17 protein-coding genes and 1 riboswitch are annotated in these 16,580 nt (G+C 63.3%); of the genes, 5 read left to right on the top strand and 12 right to left on the bottom strand.

Going from position 1 to position 16,580, the window contains the following annotated elements:
- The first annotated feature begins 47 nt into the window (after positions 1–47).
- Positions 48–252: riboswitch (cobalamin riboswitch) on the top strand.
- A gap of 126 nt (positions 253–378) precedes the next feature.
- Genes M2281_RS13075 through M2281_RS13085 form a run of 3 tightly spaced genes read left to right on the top strand, consistent with a single transcriptional unit; the run spans position 379 to position 3,014 of the window.
- The gene (locus tag M2281_RS13075) at positions 379–1,626 is read left to right on the top strand and encodes an aromatic ring-hydroxylating oxygenase subunit alpha (RefSeq protein WP_280821583.1); all 1,248 of its coding nucleotides are present in this window, start codon (positions 379–381) and stop codon (positions 1,624–1,626) included.
- A 23-nt stretch (positions 1,627–1,649) separates the two neighbouring features.
- Positions 1,650–2,744 (top strand): hybrid-cluster NAD(P)-dependent oxidoreductase, encoded by a 1,095-nt coding sequence (locus M2281_RS13080; RefSeq protein WP_280821864.1) that lies wholly within the window; start codon positions 1,650–1,652, stop codon positions 2,742–2,744.
- 3 nt (positions 2,745–2,747) lie between these two features.
- Positions 2,748–3,014 carry a hypothetical protein gene (locus tag M2281_RS13085; RefSeq protein ID WP_280821584.1) on the top strand — a complete coding sequence of 89 codons (267 nt, stop codon included), beginning with the start codon at positions 2,748–2,750 and terminating at the stop codon, positions 3,012–3,014.
- Positions 3,015–3,055: 41 nt separating this feature from the next.
- Here M2281_RS13085 and M2281_RS13090 read toward each other — a convergent pair whose 3' ends face one another.
- The 11 genes from M2281_RS13090 to M2281_RS13140 form a co-directional block, all read right to left on the bottom strand.
- Complete coding sequence (locus tag M2281_RS13090; protein WP_280821585.1) at positions 3,056–4,333, bottom strand: L-fuconate dehydratase; 1,278 nt, start codon at positions 4,331–4,333, stop codon at positions 3,056–3,058.
- Between the two features lie 156 nt (positions 4,334–4,489).
- Positions 4,490–5,335, bottom strand: a complete 846-nt coding sequence (locus M2281_RS13095; protein ID WP_280821586.1) for a fumarylacetoacetate hydrolase family protein — start codon at positions 5,333–5,335, stop codon at positions 4,490–4,492.
- Between the two features lie 46 nt (positions 5,336–5,381).
- Entirely contained in the window at positions 5,382–6,113 is a 732-nt protein-coding gene (locus tag M2281_RS13100; protein WP_280821587.1) for an SDR family oxidoreductase, read from the bottom strand.
- Positions 6,114–6,141: 28 nt separating this feature from the next.
- Positions 6,142–6,591 carry a MaoC/PaaZ C-terminal domain-containing protein gene (locus tag M2281_RS13105; protein ID WP_280821588.1) on the bottom strand — a complete coding sequence of 150 codons (450 nt, stop codon included), beginning with the start codon at positions 6,589–6,591 and terminating at the stop codon, positions 6,142–6,144.
- A 1-nt stretch (position 6,592) separates the two neighbouring features.
- Complete coding sequence (locus tag M2281_RS13110; RefSeq protein ID WP_280821589.1) at positions 6,593–7,666, bottom strand: Gfo/Idh/MocA family protein; 1,074 nt, start codon at positions 7,664–7,666, stop codon at positions 6,593–6,595.
- On the bottom strand, positions 7,659–7,988 hold the full coding sequence (locus M2281_RS13115) for an L-rhamnose mutarotase (RefSeq protein WP_280821590.1): 330 nt from the start codon (positions 7,986–7,988) through the stop codon (positions 7,659–7,661). The genes M2281_RS13110 and M2281_RS13115 overlap by 8 nt, the downstream gene beginning before the upstream one ends.
- On the bottom strand, positions 7,988–9,103 hold the full coding sequence (locus tag M2281_RS13120; RefSeq protein ID WP_280821591.1) for a mandelate racemase/muconate lactonizing enzyme family protein: 1,116 nt from the start codon (positions 9,101–9,103) through the stop codon (positions 7,988–7,990). The genes M2281_RS13115 and M2281_RS13120 overlap by 1 nt, the downstream gene beginning before the upstream one ends.
- Before the next feature lie 2 nt (positions 9,104–9,105).
- Positions 9,106–10,203 carry an ABC transporter ATP-binding protein gene (locus M2281_RS13125; RefSeq protein WP_280821592.1) on the bottom strand — a complete coding sequence of 366 codons (1,098 nt, stop codon included), beginning with the start codon at positions 10,201–10,203 and terminating at the stop codon, positions 9,106–9,108.
- A gap of 2 nt (positions 10,204–10,205) precedes the next feature.
- Entirely contained in the window at positions 10,206–11,075 is an 870-nt protein-coding gene (locus M2281_RS13130; RefSeq protein WP_280821593.1) for a carbohydrate ABC transporter permease, read from the bottom strand.
- A gap of 2 nt (positions 11,076–11,077) precedes the next feature.
- Positions 11,078–12,016, bottom strand: coding sequence for a carbohydrate ABC transporter permease (locus M2281_RS13135; RefSeq protein WP_280821594.1), 939 nt, complete (start codon positions 12,014–12,016; stop codon positions 11,078–11,080).
- A gap of 139 nt (positions 12,017–12,155) precedes the next feature.
- Complete coding sequence (locus tag M2281_RS13140; protein WP_280821595.1) at positions 12,156–13,475, bottom strand: extracellular solute-binding protein; 1,320 nt, start codon at positions 13,473–13,475, stop codon at positions 12,156–12,158.
- A gap of 165 nt (positions 13,476–13,640) precedes the next feature.
- On the opposite strand from M2281_RS13140, the gene M2281_RS13145 reads away from it, so the two are divergent.
- On the top strand, positions 13,641–14,426 hold the full coding sequence (locus tag M2281_RS13145) for an IclR family transcriptional regulator (protein ID WP_280821596.1): 786 nt from the start codon (positions 13,641–13,643) through the stop codon (positions 14,424–14,426).
- A gap of 61 nt (positions 14,427–14,487) precedes the next feature.
- A complete protein-coding gene (locus tag M2281_RS13150; RefSeq protein WP_280821597.1) occupies positions 14,488–15,327 on the top strand; it encodes an amidohydrolase family protein in 840 nt (279 codons plus the stop codon).
- Between the two features lie 126 nt (positions 15,328–15,453).
- Here M2281_RS13150 and M2281_RS13155 read toward each other — a convergent pair whose 3' ends face one another.
- Complete coding sequence (locus tag M2281_RS13155) at positions 15,454–16,560, bottom strand: ABC transporter substrate-binding protein (RefSeq protein ID WP_280821865.1); 1,107 nt, start codon at positions 16,558–16,560, stop codon at positions 15,454–15,456.
- Positions 16,561–16,580 lie beyond the last annotated feature (20 nt).

Below are 16,580 nucleotides of genomic sequence, written 5' to 3' on the forward strand. Positions count from 1 at the left end.
ACTTTGGCAATGTCGCATTCGTATGGCCCGGACCGCCCATTCAATGGTTAGATCAGGACACTTCAGGTGCCGGAGTCGTGAGAGCGAAGCCGGAGAATTGGGAAGCCGGTGAGAAACCGGCGCTGCCCCCGCAACGGTGGTGGAGTATGTCACGGACGGGAGACCACTGGGCGAAAGCCCGGGAAGGTGTTCGTGGCGGTTCTGCAGAACCAGCTCCTTAGCCCGGAAACCAGCCTGAGGTTGTTTCAACCCGACTGATCGCGGTGGGCGGTCAAGTGGCGGATTCTTGCGTGGGAGGAGGCCCGAAGCGGCCGGCTGCGCAATCATCCCCTCTGAAATCACCACCAATTCAGTCCTTGTTCGATGCGAGGACAGGACATGGACGTACGCGCCGATATGCTGAGGCGGATTAGAAGCCGCCGTGAGGGCTTCAGCCTCGAGCAACCTTTTTATATCGACTCCGACTATTACAAGCTCGACCTCGAGCTGATCTGGTATCGCGACTGGCTGTTCATCGGCCATGACTGCGAATTGCCCAAGACCGGCAGCTACATGACCGTTCAGGTCGGCGATTTCCCGGTGGTCATCGTGCGCGACCAGAAGGGCGATATCCGCGCCTTCCACAATGCCTGCCGCCACCGCGGCAGCCGCGTCTGCACTGCTCACAAGGGCACCACCGCAAAGCTGGTCTGCCCCTATCACCAGTGGACCTATGAGCTTGACGGGCGCCTCCTGTTCGCGCGCCAAATGAGCGACGATTTCGATGCCAGCCAGTTCGGCCTCAAGCCCGTGGCTTGCGAGACCGCGGGCGGCTACATCTTCATCTGCCTGGCCGACGAGCCGGCCGACTTCGCACCCTTCCGTGCGATGATGGAGCCCTATTTCCTGCCGCACCGGCTGACCGAGGCGAAGGTGGCCTTCGAAAGCACTATCGTCGAGAAGGGCAACTGGAAGCTGGTGTGGGAAAACAACCGCGAGTGCTATCACTGCGCCGGCAACCATCCCGAGCTGTGCAAGACCTTCCCCGAAGCGCCGACCGTTACTGGCGTCAGCGGCGCCGAGAGCGATCCGGAAATGCTGGCGCATTGGGCAAAGTGCGAGACCGCCGGACTTCCGAGCCGGTTCCGTATCTCCGATGACGGCCAGTATCGCGCCACGCGCGCACCGCTCCTCAGGGACGCCGTCAGCTACACCATGACCGGCAAGCAGGCGGTAAAGCGCAATCTGTCCGACAGCGTTTCGGCCGACCGCATCGGCTCGCTGCTGCTCTACCACTACCCGACGACGTGGAACCACGTTCTGGGCGACCATGCAGTCACCTTCCGCGTGCTGCCCATCAGCGCCACCGAGACGGCCGTCACCACCAAGTGGCTGGTCCACAAGGATGCGGTCGAGGGCGTGGACTATGATCTCGCCGAGCTCACCCATGTCTGGACCGAAACCAATGACCAGGACCGCCGGATCGTCGAAGAGAACGCGTTCGGCATCAAGTCGCCGGCCTACGAGCCCGGGCCTTATTCCGAGGTCCATGAAGGCGGCGTGATCCAGTTCGTCGACTGGTATTGCGGCTTCATGGAGCCGCGCCTGGCAGACGGCGAGAAGCCCGCGCTGCGCAGCGTCGCCTGAACTGGAGAAAGGCGATGAACGCCATGACCGCGATCGGCCTCTACCGGCATCTGGATCAGATGCTGCCGTGGAACGACAAGCTGCAGGTGCTGGAATGCATCGGCGTGACCGACGAGGCGGCACAGGTGAAGACCTTCACCTTCCGCTCCGACAATCAGACCTGGTTCCGCTACCAGCCGGGCCAGTTCGTCACGCTGGAGATACCGGTTGGTGCGGAGCCCGTGCTGCGCACCTACACGCTCTCGTCCAGTCCCTCGCGGCCGTTCTCAATCGCGGTCACGGTCAAGGCGCAGCCTGACAGCATCGGCACTCGCTGGATGTTCGACAATCTGCGGCCGGGCATGCACATCAAGGCATATGGCCCGGCCGGAGATTTCTCGCTGCACAACCATCCGGCGGGGAAATATCTGTTCGTCTCAGCGGGCTCGGGCATCACGCCGATGATGTCGATGACCCGCTGGCTGAACGACTTCGCGCCGCAGACGGACGTTGCCTTCGTCAACTGCGCACGGCGGCCGGAAGAGATCATCTTCCGCAAGGAGCTCGAGCTGCTCGGCAACCAGATGCCGGGCCTCTCGCTCAGCTTCCTGGTCGAGGAGCGGTCGAGCCGCGAAAGCTGGTTCGGCCATATGGGCCGCATCGACGCGGTGCGCCTGCCGCTGCTCTCGCCCGATTTCCGTGAGCGCGAGATCTTCTGCTGCGGGCCTGATCCGTTCATGCGTGCGGTGCGCGGGATGCTGGAAGCTGCCGGCTTCGACATGGCGCACTACCATCAGGAAAGCTTTGGCGCGCCGCCGGTCGAGCCGGTGTCCTTCGCCGCTGACGCGGATGAGGCGGGGGTGGATGCACCCGTCGAGGCTACGCCGATCCGCTTCTCGCTCTCGGAAGTCGATGCCGAATGCGTCGCAGGCCAGACCGTGCTGCAGACAGCGCGTGCGGCAGGTGTGCGGATTCCGGCCGCTTGCGAGTTCGGCCTGTGCGGCACCTGTAAGGTCAAGAAGGTCTCCGGCGAGGTCGAGATGAGCCACAATGGCGGCATTCTCGATCACGAGATCGCCGACGGATTTGTCCTCGCCTGCTGCTCACGCCCGCTTTCGGCCCTCGAGATCGAGGCTTGATAGATGGGGTCGCAACGATTGCCCGGCGCGTCGCCGCGCTGGGATATGCTTTGGGGTCACGCCTCGCCGGAAGCGAAGCCGGAACCGGAAGACGTCCTGATCGCCTGGCTGCTCTGGCTGCCGCGCGATGCGGATGTCGCGAAGGCAGCAGCGGATGAGGTGGCAAGGATGGACAAGCGACTATCGCTGTCCGGCGCCGCCGCTCGTCTCCGCGAACTACTGCTACAGCTGGTAGACGGCAGGCCGCTTACCCAATACGGCACGGCCTGAAAGCGAGTGGCCGGCGCGATTGACGCCGGCGATGGCCATTATCAGCCCTTGAACTCGTGCGCGGCGATTGAAGCCGGCTTCATCTCAATCGAGAAGCCCGGTGCCAGCGGCGGCATATAGGCCGCGTTGCGGATGTCGCAGGGCTCGACGAAATGCTCGTGCAGGTGGTCGACATATTCGATCACGCGGCCGTCCTTGGTGCCGGACACTGCAATGTAGTCGATCATCGACAGATGCTGCACATATTCGCAAAGGCCGACGCCGCCGGCATGCGGCCATACGGGCAGATTGTACTTGGCAGCGATCAGCAGCACCGCCAGCACTTCGTTCAGACCGCCCATGCGGCAGGAGTCGATCTGCACAACGTCGATGGCGCCTTCGGCGATAAGCTGCTTGAAGATGATGCGGTTCTGGCACATCTCGCCGGTCGCCACCTTCACCGGCGCAATCGCCTCGCGGATCTTGCGATGGCCCGCAATGTCGTCCGGGCTGGTCGGCTCCTCAATGAAGAAGGGTTTTGCGAAGGCAAGCTTGCCCATCCACTCGATCGCCTGGCCGACTTCCCAGACCTGGTTGGCGTCGACCATCAGGGTGCGATCCGGGCCAATCACTTCGCGCGCGATGGTGAGGCGGCGAATGTCGTCCTCGAGGTCGCGACCGACCTTCATCTTGATGTGGTTGAAGCCGGCATCGATAGCCTCGCGGCAGAGGCGGCGAAGCTTCTCGTCGCCATAGCCGAGCCAGCCGGCCGAGGTGGTGTAGCAGGCATAACCCTCGCGCTCGAGTATGGCCATGCGTTCTGCCTTGCCGGCCTCCGCCTTCTTCAGGATCGCAAGCGCCTCGTCGGGCGTCAGCGCGTCGGTCAGGTAGCGGAAGTCGACGATCTTCAGAATCTCTTCAGCCGACATGTCTGCCACCAGCCGCCACACGGGCTTGCCTGCCTCCTTGGCCCAGAGGTCCCACACGGCATTCACCACCGCACCGACGGCCAGATGCATGGCGCCCTTGTCGGGGCCGATCCAGCGTAGCTGGCTGTCGCCGGTCACATGGTGCCAGAAGCGGGCCGGGTCTTCCTTCACCCAGTCGAGATCGAGGCCGACAACCAGGTGCCGCAGCGCCTTGATGGCGAGGCAGACGACTTCGTTGCCGCGGCCGATGGTGAAGGTCAGACCATGACCCGCCAGACCATCTTTGTCCGTGTCGAGAACGACATAGGCGGCGGAATAGTCCGGGTCTGGGTTCATCGCATCCGAGCCGTCGAGGCTCTGCGAGGTGGGAAAGCGCAAGTCGAATACGCGAAGATCGGTGATGCGGGTCACGGTCTGCTCACGAATGAGGGGGGAGGGTGGCCGAGCTTTAGAGCGAGATTACCTTTTCTGACAATGTCTCACTCTAAAGCTCTGTTTTTGAAGCCTTATCTTGTCCGAAAAGTCTGCAACCATTCGCTGCGCGGACCTTCGGTTCGGGATCATGCTTTACGCGTCGGCTTTGACGTTCTGGCGCTGCTGGCCGAGGCCTTCGATGCCGAGTTCGACGATGTCCCCGGCCTTCAGGTAGCGCGGCGGCTTCATGCCCATGCCGACGCCCGGAGGCGTTCCGGTGGAGATGATGTCGCCCGGATGCAGGCTCATAAACTGGCTGAGATAGGACACCAGATATTTGACGCCGTAGACCATGGTCTGGGTCGAGCCATCCTGCACCTTCTGGCCGTTCACCGTCAGCCACATGGAGAGGTTTTGCGGGTCGGCGACCTCGTCCTTGGTCACCAGCCAGGGGCCGATGGGGCCGAAGGTGTCGCAGCTTTTGCCCTTGGTCCATTGACCCGAGCGCTCGGTCTGGAAGGCGCGCTCTGAGACGTCGTTGATGGTGCAGTAGCCGGCGACATAATCCAGCGCCTCGTCTTCGGTGACGTACTTTGCCTGGCGGCCGATGACGACGCCGAGCTCGACCTCCCAGTCGGTCTTCTCAGAGCCGCGTGGGATGAGCAGGTCGTCATCCGGGCCGACGATGGCCGAGGTGGCCTTCATGAAGATGATTGGCTCCGGCGGCACGGTGGCGCCGGTCTCGGCTGCGTGGTCGGAATAGTTGAGGCCGATGCAGATGAACTTGCCGGTGCCGGCGACGCAGGGGCCGAGGCGCGGATTTCCATGCACCAGCGGCAGCGTCGACGGATCGACATGCGACAGCCGCTCAAGTGCCGCCGGGTCCAGCGTTTCGTCCGACAGGTCGGCGATGTTCTGCGACAGGTCGCGGATGTTGCCATCTGCGTCGATCAGGCCAGGCCGCTCGCGGCCGACCTCGCCATAGCGCAATAGCTTCACGTCAAATCTCCTTCAAAAATGGACCGTGCTTTGCAGGGGTCCGTCATCACATCGCCCAGCCGCCGTCAATCGCGTAGGCTTGGCCGGTCGTATAGGTGGCGCCGGCCAGATAGACCGCAAGATCGGCGATCTCTTCCGGCGTGCCAAGCCGGCCCATCGGCTGGCGGGCGATGAAAGCGGCGCGCGAGGCTTCATAGTCGCCGCCGGCGCGCATGCGATCTTCCAGCGACGGGCTCTCCACCGTGCCGGGGCAAATGGCGTTGCAGCGAATGCCCTTGCCGATGTAGTCGGCGGCGACCGCCTTGGTGAGGCCAACTACGGCGGCCTTGGTGGTGGTGTAGGCGAAGCGGTTCGGCACGCCCTTCACGCTGGAGGCGACCGAGGACATGTTGATGATCGCGCCGCCGCCGCGTGCGATCATTCCCGGCAGCACGGCGCGGATGGTGCGCACCATGGAGCGCACATTGAGGTCGAAGGCAAAGTCGAGTTCCTCGTCCTTCATCTCCAGGATCGTGCCGGAGTGGACGAAGCCGGCGCAGTTGAACAGCACGTCGATCTTGTCGATCTCGGAGACAAGCTGCTCGACCTCAGTGGCGTTCAGCACGTCAAGCTTGCGGGCGATAATGCCGGGCTCGCTGGTCAGCTGTTCGACCAGTTTTTCGTTGATGTCGGTGGCGACCACCTCGGCCCCGGCGCGCGCGAAGGCAAGGGCGGTGGCACGCCCGATCCCTTGCGCCGCGGCCGTCACCAGCACCGTCTTACCCTCAAGATGTGTCATTGCTTCGTTCCCTGATCCGGTTGTTCGCTCAAGCTGCCCTGCGACGCTCGACAATGTAAATGTGTTCGGCGGCCAGCACGACCTCTTCGCGTTGATTGATGACCTCGCAGCGCTCGAAGACGCGGCCGGCGTCAGTGCGTTTGGGGTCGTCCTCCTTCCGCACGATGGTGGTGCGCGTGCGGATCGTGTCGCCGATGAATACCGGCCGCACAAAGCGCAGCCTGTCATAGCCATAGGAGAAGGCAACGGGGTTGATGACAGTCGCCGTCAGCCCGATGCCGATGGAGAACACCAGTGTGCCATGGGCGATGCGCTGACCGAACGGTGTCGACTTCATGAACTCCGCATCCATGTGATGGGGAAAGAAGTCGCCCGTGTGCCCGGCATGGACGATGAAATCGGTCTCGGTGATCGTGCGGCCGAAGGTCAGTCGCGACTGGCCGATCTCATAGTCCTCAAAATAGGTGGTCTGCTCCATGTCAGGCTCGCCTTTCGATCGGTGTCGCCGGGCTCGCGCTGGAGCGGTAGGCTGCTTCTACCAGGGCCATCGTGTTCCAGGCGTCCTCGACCGAGCCGACAAGCTCGGCATCTTCGCCGGATGCGAAGCGTTGCAGGTTGGCCATGCGGCCGACGAAGGCATCCGGGAACCAGGCGCCCTTCAACGGCACCGAAACCCAGCCATCGGCGCCCTTCGGATGGATCTCCAATATGTCCGGCTCGCCGCGCGGATAGTCGAGATTGACGCCGAGCTGCAGATAGGCCGCGCCCTCGGTGCCGCAGATGCGGAACTCGCAGGCCTGGTGCGGGCGGCCGAATTTGTGGTCATGGTTGATCGACAGCGCGCAGCGCACCCGGTCGCCATAGTCGAGAATGGCGCTGGTGCGCGTCTGGGCAACATCATGCGACGGGTGGCCGAGCGTCTTGGCGTGAACAGCCTGCGGATCGCCCAGCAACTGGCGGATCAGGTCCAGATAGTGGATCGAGTGCATGGCGATCTCGATACGCGGCAGGCCCTTCAGGAAGGGCCATAGCTGCCACGGCGTGTCGAGCGCCAGCCAGGCGTCGAAATCGACCACCTCGCCGAGCCAGCCTTTTGCGATGGCATCCTTCAGCGCCAGCATCATCGGTGCAAAGCGAAGCTGGAAGTTGACCGCCGCGGTGATCTTCTTTCGCCGGCAAATCTCAAGGATTCTTGTTGCCTGCGCGAGGTCTGCGCCCATCGGCTTCTGGATCAGCGCGACGGCGCCGTCCGGCAGCGCCTCAAGCACTTCGGCGTGGCGGCCGGGCGGCGTTGCAAGATCGAAGATGGCGTTCTCGACCGCCGCCGCCTCGCCAAGTGATCTATAGGCAGTGACGCCCCATGCGGAAGCCAGCTTCTCGGCCTTCTCTCTGTCGGGGTCGAACAGGCCGGCAATCGGGAAGCCGCCCTTGCGATAGGCTGGATAATGCGCGTCGCCGACGATGGAGCCGGCACCGAACGTCACGATCGGGCGCGGGCTTTCAGGCAACGGCCAGGACTGGGCGAGGGAGGCGGGATCGAACGGTTCACTCATGATGAAACACCTCATCCATCATCGCCCACCATTCGCCGTCCTTGCGTGTTTCGAGCGGCGACTGGCAGGGCATGCACACCGCCCACCATTCCTGAGTCGTGGGATCGGCGGCCATCTTCGCGGCATCGGCCGAAAAGTCGGCTCCGTGATATTCCCAATAGCCGAACAACAGGTTCTCTGGCTCCTTGAGAAAGATCGAGTAGTTGCGGATGTTGCAGGCCGAGATCATCGACAGCACCTCAGGCCAGACGGCGGCGTGCAGGCGCTTGTACTCAGTGACCTTTTCGGGCTTCAGACCGATCATCATGCCCATTCGCTGCATCAGGCCCTCCCGATCTCGCGCGTGAATTCGGGAATGCTCAGGTCGCGTACGGCGTCCCAGTCCCAGTCGATGCCGATGCCGGGTTCGCTTGGCGCATGGGCGTAACCGTTCTCAATGCGCATGCGGCCGGCTGTCAGTTCGTCAAGCTGGGGGATGTATTCGACATATTTGCCATTCGGCACCGCGCAGGCGAGGCTGACATGCAGCTCCATCAGGAAATGCGGGCAGACGGGGATGTCGAAGGCCTCGGCGGCGTGCGCTACCTTCAGCCAGGGTGTGATGCCGCCGATGCGGCCTACATCCACCTGCACGATGGAGCAGGCACCTTTCTGCATATATTCGCGGAAATGCCGGATCGAATAGAGCGACTCGCCGACGGCAATCGGCGTCGAGGTCGATGCGTTGAGGCGCACATGACCGTCGATGTCGTCGGCGGGCAGAGGCTCCTCGATCCAGGCGAGATCGAGTTCGGCAAGACGCGCTGCGCGCCGGATCGCTTCGTCGATGACAAAACCCTGATTGGCGTCGGTCATGATCTCGTAGCCGTCGCCCACCGCCTTGCGCACCGCCGACAGCCGGGCCAGGTCTTCCGAGCCGTGCGGCCGGCCGATCTTGACCTTAGAGCCTCGAAAGCCCTTGGCCTTGGCGGCAAGCGCATCTTCCACCAGCGCCTCGGTCTCGATGTGTAGCCAGCCGCCTTCGGTGGTGTAGAGCGGGCAGCGATCCTTGGCGCCGCCCGCGAGTTTCCAAAGCGGCAGGCCCTGTTTCTTCGCGCGCAGATCCCACAGCGCGGTGTCGATCGCGGCCAGCGCGATCGAGGTGATGGCGCCGATGGTGGTGGCATGAGTGGCGAACTCCAGCTCGTGCCAGATCGCCTCAATGCAGTCGGCGTCGCGTCCAATGATGCGCGGCGCCAGATGATCGGCCAGAAGCCGCATGACCGAAGAGCCGCCGGTGCCGATCGTGTAGCTGTAGCCGGTGCCGACCGCACCATCGGCGTCTGTGATGGTGACGATGGGCGTCTCCTGGGAGACGAAACTCTGGATGGCGTCGGTGCGCTTGACCTTGGGCACCAGGTCGACCATCCGCAACTCGACCTTCTCGATCTTTGCCATGGTCAGCTCCTGAGCGTGCGGCCGGTTTCGGCCGAGAAGAGATGTGCCTGGCTGAGGTCGAAGCTCATGCCGATGCGATCCCCCGTCCTTAGTGGCTTCGGATTGAGCATGCGCGACACCCAATCGTGGCCGTCGAACTCGGCGAACACCAGCGTCTCGTTGCCGAGCGGCTCAGTGATCGAGACGGGAAGCTCTGCACCGTGCACATCGGCCGCGTCGCCGGAATTGATGCCATGGCCGGTCGGGTAGAGATCGTCGGGTCTGAGGCCGAACACCACCTTCTGGCCGGCGGCGACATTGGACTGGAACTGCCGGGGCAGGGGCAGGCTCGACCCATTGCCGAAGCGCAGCTTGCCGTCGTCGATAGTCGCCTCATGCAGGTTCATTGGCGGCGAGCCAATGAAGCCCGCCACAAAGCGCGTGGCCGGGCGGCGGAACACCTCGTCGGGCGAACCCACCTGCTCGATATGACCGTCGCGCATGATGACGATGCGGTCTGCCAGCGTCATCGCCTCGACCTGGTCGTGGGTGACGTAGATGACGGTCGACTGCACCTTGGCGTGCAGCTTCTTGATCTCCGTGCGCATTTGCGTGCGCAGCTTGGCATCGAGGTTCGACAAAGGCTCGTCAAACAGGAACACGTCGGGCTTGCGCACGATGGCGCGGCCCATGGCGACGCGCTGGCGCTGGCCGCCGGAAAGCTGCGAGGGGCGCCGGTCGAGGAGATGATTGAGGTCGAGGATGGCGGCCGCTTCGTTGACGCGGCGGTCGATCTCGGCCTTGGGCTCGTTGGCGATCTTGAGCGAAAAACCCATGTTCTCGCGCACCGTCATGTGCGGGTAGAGCGCGTAGGACTGGAACACCATGGAGATGTTGCGCGCACGCGGCGGCAGGTCGTTCACCGTGCGGCCGCCGATCTCGATGGCGCCGCCCGAAATGTCCTCCAGCCCCGCGATCATGCGCAGCGTCGTCGACTTGCCGCAGCCGGACGGCCCTACCAGCGCGATGAACTCGCGGTCCGCCACGTCGAGCTCGATGCCGTGCACGATCTCCAGATTGCCGTAGCGCTTGACCAGCTTCTTCAGGGATACGGTCGCCATTGTCAGCCTTTCACCGCGCCCGACGTGAGGCCGGAGACGAGGTGCTTTTGCACTATGAAGGTGAGGGTGAGGGCCGGGATGATCATCACCACGGCAAGGGCGCACATGCCGCGCCAGTCGATGGTGAACTCGGCCGTGTAGTCGAGCAGGCCGACCGGCAGCGTCTTCGAATTCACCGAGCGGGTCAGTTGCGAGGCGAGCGCGAATTCGTTCCAGGACGTGAGGAAGGCGAAGATGCCTGCCGAGGCGATGCCGGGGCCGGCCAGCGGAAACTCCACCTGCCAGAAGGCCTGCCAGCGCGTGCAGCCGTCGATCTGCGCGGCTTCCGCCAGATCCTTCGGCACCTGCCGGAAGAAGCCGTCGATCAGCCAGATGGTGAAGGGCACGTTGAGCGCCACATAGGCCATGATCAGCCCGAAATGCGTGTCGATGATGCCAAGCCGGGCATAGACGAAGAACAACGGCAGCGACAGCGCAATCCCCGGCACCGTGCGCGTCAGCATGAAGCCGAGGAACAGGCCCGACTTGCCGCGAAAACGATAGCGCGCGAAGGCGTAGCCTCCGGCCATGCCGACCGCAATCGCGACCGCCGTGGAGGTGATCGAAATGATGAGCGAGTTGCGGAAATATTCCATCACCGGGATGCCGCCTTTGCCGACGCCGCTGAACATCGCGACATAGGCTTCGAAGGACAGTTCCTGCGGAATCCAGACCGGTGGTTTTGCCATGATCTCGACCGTTGGCCGCAGCGACGACAGCACGATCCAGAGACCCGGCAGGCAGATGATGGTCATGGCCGCGAACAGGCTGACCGCATGGGCGATCTTGAGAAGGCGGCGCTTGAGGCGGTGGGAGGCGTTCTCGTCGCGCATGCTTACCACTCCGCGCCGATCTGCGTGCGCGCCGCAGCGAGTTTGCGGAAGAAATAGACGGTGAAGAGGATCGACAGCAGGATCGACACATAGGCCATGGCGTTTGCCAGGCCCATCTTGGCGTCCGAATAGGCGGTGCGCGAAATTAGCGTCCACAACAACTCGGTACGCTTGGCCGGGCCGCCGTCGGTCATGATCTTGACGATGTCATAGGCGCGCGCGACGTCGAGCGAACGGATCGTCATGGCGATGTAGGCAAATGGCATGATGAAGGGCCAGGTCACATAGCGGAAGGTCTGCCAGGGCGTGCAGCCATCGACGCGCGCGGCCTCCAGCGGCTCCTTGGGCATGGCGAGCAAGCCGGCGAGGATGAGGATGGCAAAGACCGACGTGGCCGACCAGATCTCGGCGACAAGGATGGCGATGAAGGCGAGGTGCCCTTCGATGAGCCAGGGTATGGCGGTATCGGTGATGCCCAGCGCCTGCAGCGCATTGTTCACTAAGCCGATATTGTCGTTGAACATGAACTTGAACTGGAAACCGACGAGGATCGGCGAGAACATCATCGGGAACATCAGGAGTGTGCGCAGGATGCGCTGGCCGCGCGTCGCCTTCTCGACCATCAGCGCAAGGCCGAGGCCGAGCAGCATTTCGAGGTTGAGGGCGACCGTAAGCAGAAGCACGGTGCGGCCGAAGGCAGCCCAGAAATCCCAGTCGGAAAGAAGGTTGGCGTAGTTGCGCAAGCCGATGAAGACGAAAAAGGTCTCCGGCTTGGTCAGGCGGAACGGCGTAAAGCTCGAATAGAGCGACAGGGCCAGCGGCACGATCACCACCGCCGCCAGCACCACGATCGCCGGCATGACAAGCAGCACCGGCGCGGGTAGGCGCGGAAGCCTTATCGATCTCTGTTCCAGAATATCTTCTCTGGCGGTGGCGCTCATCGGGCGACCTTCCGTCTCTTATGCGGATTCATGGACCGGCACAGGATGCGCATCAGCCCGCTCTTCTCCCCGCCGAAGCGGGGAGAAGGTTCTGGGCGCCGGCAGGCATGACATGCCGGCATTGTTCTGGGATCATGCCTTAGAGCTTGCCGGCTTCCTCGAGGATCGAGGTTGCCTTGGCGGCAGCGTCATCAAGCGCCTGCTTGGAAGTCTTGTCGCCGAGGATGGCGGCCTGGAGCTCCGGATAGACGGCGTTCGAGATCTCGATCCACTCGGGGGTCTGCGGCACCGGGAAGGCGTGCTGCGCGGCTTCCTGGAAGGCCTGCAGGACCTCGGTCTTGTAAGGATCGGCCTTGGCCTGCTCGATGTCCCATTCCCACACGGCGGTGCGTGTGGGCAGCGGGCCGGCGGCGGCTTCCAGCTTCTGGCTGTCCTCATTGGTCAGGAACCAGACCAGCGAAGCGGCCGCTTCCTTGTTGGCGCAGTTCTCGGTGACCGAGAAGCCGTGATGACCCGACCAGCCGGTGCGCGTGCCCGACGAACCCTTCGGCTGCACCTTCACGCCGACATTGCCGGCCACCTTGGACGACTTCGGATCGTTGAAGAAGGAGGCCCAGCCCGGCCAGTCGAGGTTGAAGGCGACCGTGCCCGAGGCAAAGCCCTGACCGAGATCGTCCCAGAGATAGTTGGTGGTGCCGGCCGGCACCGCCTTGGCCTTGTAGAGATTGACGAACCAGTCGAGCGCGCGCACGCCGGCCTCGGAGTTGAAGGCGGGCTTGCCGTCCTTGTCGAGATATTCGCCGCCCTCGGCCACCAGCATTTCGTAGAAGCGGCCGTTAATCGCTTCTTCCTTGCCGGCGTACTGGGTGCCGTAAAAGTCCGGCGGATTGGCAAAGAACTCGGCCTGCTTGGCCACTTCGTCCCAGGTGTCGGGCGGGGTCAGCTCCTCGCCATACTTTTCCTTGTAAGCCTTCTTCTTGGCTTCGTCCTGGTAGAGGCTCTTCTGGTAATAGAGCGCGGAGACGTCGAACTGCGCGCGCGGCAGCATCACCAGCTTGCCGTCGAGCGTGGAGGCCTTGATGTTGGCCGGCACGAAGGCGTCGATCTCCTCCTTGGGCAGGAGCTTCGACAGATCGGTGTAGATACCGGGATATTGCGGCGCGAAGGACGAGTGGTTGGAGCCCACGCACCAGGTCACGCTGCCAGAGGCGATGTCCGACTTGATTTCCTTGTCGAGCTCGAAGTGGTTCTTCTTCGACAGCACGTTCACCTTGGCGCCGGTCGCCTTCTCCCATTCGCCGATGCGGGTGTAGAGTGCTTCATATTGCTGGCCGCCGATCAGCTTGGCATCAATGGTGACGCCTTCGAACTTTCCGGGCAGGTCCGCGGCGAGAGCGGCGCTCGAGCCGACGGCAATCAATAGGACTCCGGCCGAGACGCCGGAAAGCAGTCTGTTCATATCCTCTCCTCCCTCCAGACGGCGCGCGGGCGCCGTGTGAGCGCTCATAAGTGAGCGCTTCATTCATATAAGAAAAGCAAATTCATAAGCAGGTCAAGTTGAAACTTCTTCCTTCGGCTTTGCTTTATGCGTATATGCAAGGAGCAATTCACTGGAGGAAATTCCTTGGAGGACGAGGAGACAGACCGCTACCGCGCGCCGGCGCTCGACAAGGGCCTGGACATTCTGGAGCTGTTGTCCGGGGTGGATGGCGGGCTGACGCAGGCCGAGATCGCCAAGAAACTCGACCGCAGCCCGAACGAGTTCTACCGGATGCTCGACCGGCTTGTGCGGCGCGGCTATGTCACCAAGATCGACGGCGACCGCTATTCGCTGACCCTAAAGCTGTTCGGCCTGGCGCAACTGCATGCGCCGGTGCGCCGGCTGGTCTCCTACGCCACGCCGTTGATGCGGGAACTTGCCGAGACCTCCTGCCAGGCCAACCAGCTTGCGGTATTCGATCGGGGCGCGGCCGTGGTCATCGCGCAGCAGGAAGCGCCGGGCTACTGGGGCATTTCCATCCGCGTCGGCTCGCATATCAGCCTGTTCGACACCGGTTCGGGCCATGTGCTGCTGGCCTTCCGCTCGCCAGAGGAACGGATGATGATGATCGCGGAGAGCGGCCGCAGCACCGAGCAACCGGTCTTGAACGACGACTTCTTCAAGCGCCTCGACCTGATCCGCGAGCGCGGCTACGAGATGATGAGCAGCATGCAGACGGCGGGCGTCTACAACCTGTCAGCGCCCGTCATCGGGCCCGACGGCAAGGCGATTGCGGCGCTGACGGTGCCCTACATCACGCTCGTCAACACCCCGCACGCGCCGGACATCACGCGCACCATCGAGCTTTTGCGCGCAACCACCGGCAAGCTGTCGCTGCTCGCCGGATCGGACGTGCGCCCGCAGGAGTGATTTGTATTTGAAGTGATGATTTTCTTGCGGGAGCCCGTGAGAAGGCGAAGGAGGAGCGCCCATGATCGTCGACACGCATCTACACCTGATAGACCTTTCGGCACTGCGCTATCCCTGGCTAGCCGGGGTTGCGGCCCTCAATCGCGACTTCCGCTATGAGGAATACGCGCGCGAGGCAAAACGGGCCGGGATTTCGGCCACGTTGCACATGGAAGTCGATGTCGATCCGGCCGAGATCGAGGCCGAAACCGACTATGTGCAGGAACTTTCCGCGCAGCCGGCCAATCTGATAGTGGGTGCCATCGCGGCCTGCCGTCCGGAGGAGGCAGGCTTTGCCGCCTATCTCGAGAGCCAGGAGGGCAATCCCTTCGTAAAAGGCTTCCGGCGCGTGCTGCATGTGATGCCCGACGAGCTGTCGGAGAGCGCGCTATTCCGTGATAATATCCGGCGGCTTGCCGGTACTGGCCTGACCTTCGATCTCTGCGTGCTGCCGCACCAGCTGTCGAAGGCAATGGCTCTCGCCGACCTAGCGCCCGAGGTCCAGTTCGTGCTCGACCATTGCGGCGTGCCGGACATCAAGGGCGAGACAATTCATCCCTGGCGCGAGCACATGGCGGAAATCGCCCGGCGCGACAATGTCGTGGCCAAGATATCGGGCGTCGTTGCCTATGCCGATCCCGAGAACTGGACGGTCGAGACGCTACGCCCCTATGTCGAGCACACTATCGAGAGTTTCGGCTGGGATCGCGTTGTCTGGGGCAGCGACTGGCCGGTCTGCACGCTCGGCGGCGGCCTGTCGCAATGGGTGGCGGCAACCCATGCGCTGCTCGCCGGCGCCTCGGCCGACGAGCGCACAAAACTGCTTTCCGGCAATGCAAGGCGGATCTGGAAGTTGGCGTGAGGCGGGCAGCTATTGCCGTGCGTCCTTCGACGCTCGCCCTCTAGGCGAGCGCCTCAGGATGAGGGGAACCTGCGCCATCTGCGAGCGAAGCGAGCCTCGAAGGACGCACCAAAAACTTGAATGTTTTCAAAAGCTCCCGCGGAACAGCTCGTTGATGACTTCAATCACGCCACGCGCCGCGTGGCGGGCAGCAAGGCCTTCGTTGATGCGGTCCGATGCGGCTTGCTGGAATGCCATATAGCCATTGTGGCGAGGGCGTACCCATGCCCCTTCCAGCGTTGCGCGGGTCGCCTTGTAGAAGTCGCCGGCTGCTGCATTGACGCCGTCGTCCTCCCATGCATCCGCGTGGCCAGGCTGGCCGCCTGCGGCCGCATAGGGCCCGCTCTGCACCTCGCCACCGGCCACCCAATAGGCGAAGTCGGTAGCCGCTTCCCGTTCCCGCGAGAAGGCCGAAACGGCGATGCCGGTGCCGCCGAGCGCCGAGCCGACCGGGCCATCTTTACCGGCAGCCGGAATGTCGGCGAAGGCGAGACGATTGGCGCGGAAGCCGGTTAGCGAATAGCTGACATAGCCGTAGATCAGCGGCGAGCAGACGAGTTTTGAACCGGCCTCCGCCATCTTCTCAGACACGGCAATGGGATCCATTTCCGGCGAGGCGGGATCTATCAGATCGGCTATCTCGCGGATCATTTCGAACACTGCTGCGCCTGCCTCGGGTGTGATGAGCATGTCGCCTTCGACCGCGCAGGGATGGCCGAGATTGCCGGCGAGCGTATAAAAGCTCATAAGCGAATGCGGGGGTCTCAACGCCAGCGCAATGCGGCCTTCGCGCGCCAGATTCAGCACGTCGCTCCATTTGGCGAGCGGCGCGTCGAGCGCGTCGGGCCGCCAGGCCTGAACCTGTGTCGCCGCATCGATTGGGAACGCCCATTGCCGACCCTCCCAGGTGTAGCTGGGATAGGAACGGCCGACGCTCGCCGCAGCCAGTGCCGCGCGCTCCGCCTCGCGCCCAGCAACATCGAGCGGCGCAAGGCATCCCTCCGCAGTGATCTGGCCGACATGCGGATGATCGACGACGATGAGGTCGTAGGCGCGCGCCAGTTCCTCGACCGGGAAGGATTCGAAATCCTGCAGCGAGCGCTTGTCCCAGTCGATGCGCACGCCCGTGCGCTGCTCCCAGATCGCCGAGCAGGCGACCATCGGGTCATAGCCGCGCGGGTGGCTCCAGGTCATGCCCTTGAGGCGGACAGCCG

The sequence above is a fragment of the Pseudaminobacter soli (ex Li et al. 2025) genome, assembly GCF_029892515.1.
GTDB lineage: Bacteria > Pseudomonadota > Alphaproteobacteria > Rhizobiales > Rhizobiaceae > Pseudaminobacter > Pseudaminobacter soli_A.

Excerpts from the sequence above, each read along its gene's own strand:
- M2281_RS13075 (WP_280821583.1), top strand. The coding sequence starts at position 379 with ATGGACGTACGCGCCGATATGCTGAGGCGGATTAGAAGCCGCCGTGAG.
- M2281_RS13080 (WP_280821864.1), top strand. The coding sequence starts at position 1,650 with ATGACCGCGATCGGCCTCTACCGGCATCTGGATCAGATGCTGCCGTGG.
- M2281_RS13085 (WP_280821584.1), top strand. The coding sequence starts at position 2,748 with ATGGGGTCGCAACGATTGCCCGGCGCGTCGCCGCGCTGGGATATGCTT.
- M2281_RS13100 (WP_280821587.1), bottom strand. The coding sequence starts at position 6,113 with ATGACACATCTTGAGGGTAAGACGGTGCTGGTGACGGCCGCGGCGCAA.
- M2281_RS13105 (WP_280821588.1), bottom strand. The coding sequence starts at position 6,591 with ATGGAGCAGACCACCTATTTTGAGGACTATGAGATCGGCCAGTCGCGA.
- M2281_RS13110 (WP_280821589.1), bottom strand. The coding sequence starts at position 7,666 with ATGAGTGAACCGTTCGATCCCGCCTCCCTCGCCCAGTCCTGGCCGTTG.
- M2281_RS13115 (WP_280821590.1), bottom strand. The coding sequence starts at position 7,988 with ATGCAGCGAATGGGCATGATGATCGGTCTGAAGCCCGAAAAGGTCACT.
- M2281_RS13120 (WP_280821591.1), bottom strand. The coding sequence starts at position 9,103 with ATGGCAAAGATCGAGAAGGTCGAGTTGCGGATGGTCGACCTGGTGCCC.
- M2281_RS13125 (WP_280821592.1), bottom strand. The coding sequence starts at position 10,203 with ATGGCGACCGTATCCCTGAAGAAGCTGGTCAAGCGCTACGGCAATCTG.
- M2281_RS13130 (WP_280821593.1), bottom strand. The coding sequence starts at position 11,075 with ATGCGCGACGAGAACGCCTCCCACCGCCTCAAGCGCCGCCTTCTCAAG.
- M2281_RS13135 (WP_280821594.1), bottom strand. The coding sequence starts at position 12,016 with ATGAGCGCCACCGCCAGAGAAGATATTCTGGAACAGAGATCGATAAGG.
- M2281_RS13140 (WP_280821595.1), bottom strand. The coding sequence starts at position 13,475 with ATGAACAGACTGCTTTCCGGCGTCTCGGCCGGAGTCCTATTGATTGCC.
- M2281_RS13150 (WP_280821597.1), top strand. The coding sequence starts at position 14,488 with ATGATCGTCGACACGCATCTACACCTGATAGACCTTTCGGCACTGCGC.
- M2281_RS13155 (WP_280821865.1), bottom strand. The coding sequence starts at position 16,560 with ATGACCTGGAGCCACCCGCGCGGCTATGACCCGATGGTCGCCTGCTCG.